The sequence below is a fragment of the Mesorhizobium sp. M7A.F.Ca.CA.004.12.1.1 genome (genome assembly GCF_003997835.1).
Taxonomy (GTDB): Bacteria; Pseudomonadota; Alphaproteobacteria; order Rhizobiales; family Rhizobiaceae; genus Mesorhizobium.
In genome coordinates this window covers 1-2558 of record NZ_RZRK01000854.1, presented here as the reverse complement: position 1 = coordinate 2558, position 2558 = coordinate 1, and the positions used below count along the sequence as shown (strand labels likewise).

4 protein-coding genes are annotated in these 2558 nt (G+C 63.1%); 2 read left to right on the top strand and 2 right to left on the bottom strand.

Annotated features, from left to right (window positions below):
• A partial coding sequence (locus EN984_RS30750) for an alpha/beta hydrolase (RefSeq protein WP_164765761.1) occupies window positions 1-445 on the bottom strand: 445 nt, incomplete at its 3' end.
• Between the two features lie 182 nt (window positions 446-627).
• Between EN984_RS30750 and EN984_RS30745 the strand changes: the two genes are divergently transcribed.
• Both EN984_RS30745 and EN984_RS30740 read left to right on the top strand, forming a co-directional pair.
• Complete coding sequence (locus EN984_RS30745; RefSeq protein WP_127271103.1) at window positions 628-1635, top strand: ribonuclease; 1008 nt, start codon at window positions 628-630, stop codon at window positions 1633-1635.
• Between the two features lie 80 nt (window positions 1636-1715).
• Entirely contained in the window at window positions 1716-2327 is a 612-nt protein-coding gene (locus tag EN984_RS30740) for a hypothetical protein (protein WP_206517525.1), read from the top strand.
• A gap of 4 nt (window positions 2328-2331) precedes the next feature.
• Here the strand turns inward: EN984_RS30740 and EN984_RS30735 are convergent.
• A partial coding sequence (locus EN984_RS30735) for a diguanylate cyclase (protein ID WP_127384193.1) occupies window positions 2332-2558 on the bottom strand: 227 nt, incomplete at its 5' end.

Genomic DNA, 2558 nt, shown 5'->3' with positions numbered 1-2558 from the left:
GCCCGAGCAGGCCTTGAGAGAAATTGCCGTTCCAGATCGCGGCGGCATGGACGCGGGGCGAATGACTTAAAAGGAAATTCAACGCCACGGATGCGCCCATCGAATGACCAAACAGGATGACCGGTCTGTTTGGCTGTTCGCTGGCGATGAGGTCATGGATGGCGCCGATATCGGCGATCACCTTGGCGGGGCCATCCCTGTCGGCAAATCTGCCGAGCGGCGCGTCGGGGGCTTTGGTCGCGCCATGGCCGCGATGATCGTGGACATAGACGTGGAAGCCGCGGGAGCCAAGAAAATCGGCAAAGCGGGCATAGCGCGCTGCGTGCTCGGCCAATCCATGATTGATCTGGACGACGGCGCGTGCCCGGCCGTCGGCCTGCCTGACGAAAAGATTGAGCTCGGCACCGGTCGGCGAGGCAACCACGCGCTGCTGGCTGAATGACATGCCGCCTGGTCCCGCCCTTGCATTATCGTCGTTGGCTTTGTTTGCGCCGGCCCACATTATGCGTCAATCCGGCAAACCCGCTTTTCGCGACGATGTTTCTTGCGTTTGGCCAGCAAAATATCGCAATTCTGACATGGAGACAGCTTCAGTCTGTCGCCCACTTGTCCAGCCGGGGATTTTCCATGCGTAGTGCTGTCATTTTCGGATTGGCCATGCTGGCGGCGTCGCTGGCCGGGGCGGCGCGTGCCGACGTCAAGATGAGCGGCAGCTTCGTCGCCGACGCTGCCTGTCCGGCGACGCAAGCGATCAAGAACGGCAAGAACCCCGGCAATGTCTCGACCGATGCCGGGAAGAGCTACCAGCTGCTTGCCGGCAACAAGGATGCGCCGACGCACTACCTTATCCTGGTGCCGGGCGCCGATCCGGAGCGCCGCTGGGTGAAGGTCAGTTGCGGCCATGTTTCCGGCAGCAGCGCGGCGACCGTGCCGGCCGCACCTGACGGCCAAGGCAAGCCGGCGGCGTCGGGAAAACCCGAATACGTCTTCGCGCTGAGCTGGCAGCCGGCGTTTTGCGAGACAAAGTCGAACAAGACCGAATGCAAGGCGCAGAACGCCGGTGATTTCGACGCGACGCATTTCACCTTGCATGGGTTGTGGCCGCAGCCGAACGGCAATTTCTATTGCCAGGCGACGGCGAGCGACAAGGCCAACGACAATCCGGCCCACTGGAAAGACCTGCCGCCGGTCAATCTGGACGCCAACACCCGCACGGAGCTCGATCAGGTGATGCCTGGAACGGCCTCCCACCTCGAGCGGCATGAATGGATCAAGCACGGCACCTGCTACGGCAAGAGCCAGCAGGACTATTTCTCCGACGCGCTCAACCTGATGCGCGCGGTGAACAGCTCGCCGGTGCGCGATCTCTTTGCCAAGAACATCGGCGGCAAGCTGACGGCGGACCAGATTCGCGGCGCTTTCGACACTGCCTTCGGCGCGGGGGCAGGCGACCGGGTGCGTGTGTCCTGTGTCATCGATCCGTCGAGCGGCAGGCGGCTGATCGGCGAACTGACGCTCGGCCTCGCCGGTCCGATCGGCCCGAACAGCGCGCTCAAGGACCTGCTGCTGGCTTCGGTGCCGACCAACAAGGCCGGCTGCCCAACCGGCAATGTCGACGCGATCGGCTTCCAGTAACTCTCAACAGAGGTACCGGACTGTCGCCCTGCCGTGCCCTGGTGCTATGCTGCGAGCGCATCATTCTGGCGGGGGCGGCAATGGATGGCATGACGAGCAGCGCGCTGGCGCGGCTGGCTTTCTGGGCCAAGGGCATGGTCTCGATAAACGATGCCCGCATGGAATGGCCGGGCTTTTCGTATACCGACGCCGAATGGGCACGCATGCGAACGCTCTCCGAACCGATCGGCGTCGGCACGTACCAGCTGTTCACGATCGTCAATGCGGTGATCTTCATCATTATCGCGGCGATCAGCATTTTCGGCGCCTTCCTGCCGCTGGCGACGTTGCTGTTTCCGGTGCCGGCGGACACCAGCGCGTTGAAATTCTCCTCGCTGCTGGCCGCTTGCGCTTTCTTGATCATCGGGCTCGGCCTGCCGATCTCGATGCGTCTTTCGGCCATGCTGGTCGGCGGCAAGACGATGCGAGCAGCACTTGTTTCCGCGCCCGGCGACGAGGCGTTGGCGTCGAAAGTCTCGTGGCAGATCAACCGCATCATGATGATCCTATGCGGCCTGCTGGTGCCGGGCATCCTGCTGTTCATTGCCTACGATATCGAGGCCGGGCCGATTATCACGGCGCTGAAATGGCTGGCGATCGCGCTGATGGCGGTTTCAACCGTGACGGGCATTCGACGGCAGAGGAAGTCGTAACGAACTAAATCCGCGCGGACTTTGTCCATGCAGCGGCCGTGTCGGCTTCGTGGCCGCCCGGCTCGCCGACGACGCGGTCGCGGCCGGTCGACTTCGCCTTGTAGAGACGCTGGTCGGCAAGCGCGAACAGGTCGGCTAGGCAGCGCGTGGTTTCGCTGACGCTGGAAACGCCGGTGCTGACGGTGAACTCGAATCGACTGGTGGCCGCTGAAGCCTTGATCGCATGGCGAA

Coding starts and splice junctions, on each gene's coding strand:
- EN984_RS30745 (WP_127271103.1), top strand. CDS start 628: ATGCGTAGTGCTGTCATTTTCGGATTGGCCATGCTGGCGGCGTCGCTG.
- EN984_RS30740 (WP_206517525.1), top strand. CDS start 1,716: ATGGATGGCATGACGAGCAGCGCGCTGGCGCGGCTGGCTTTCTGGGCC.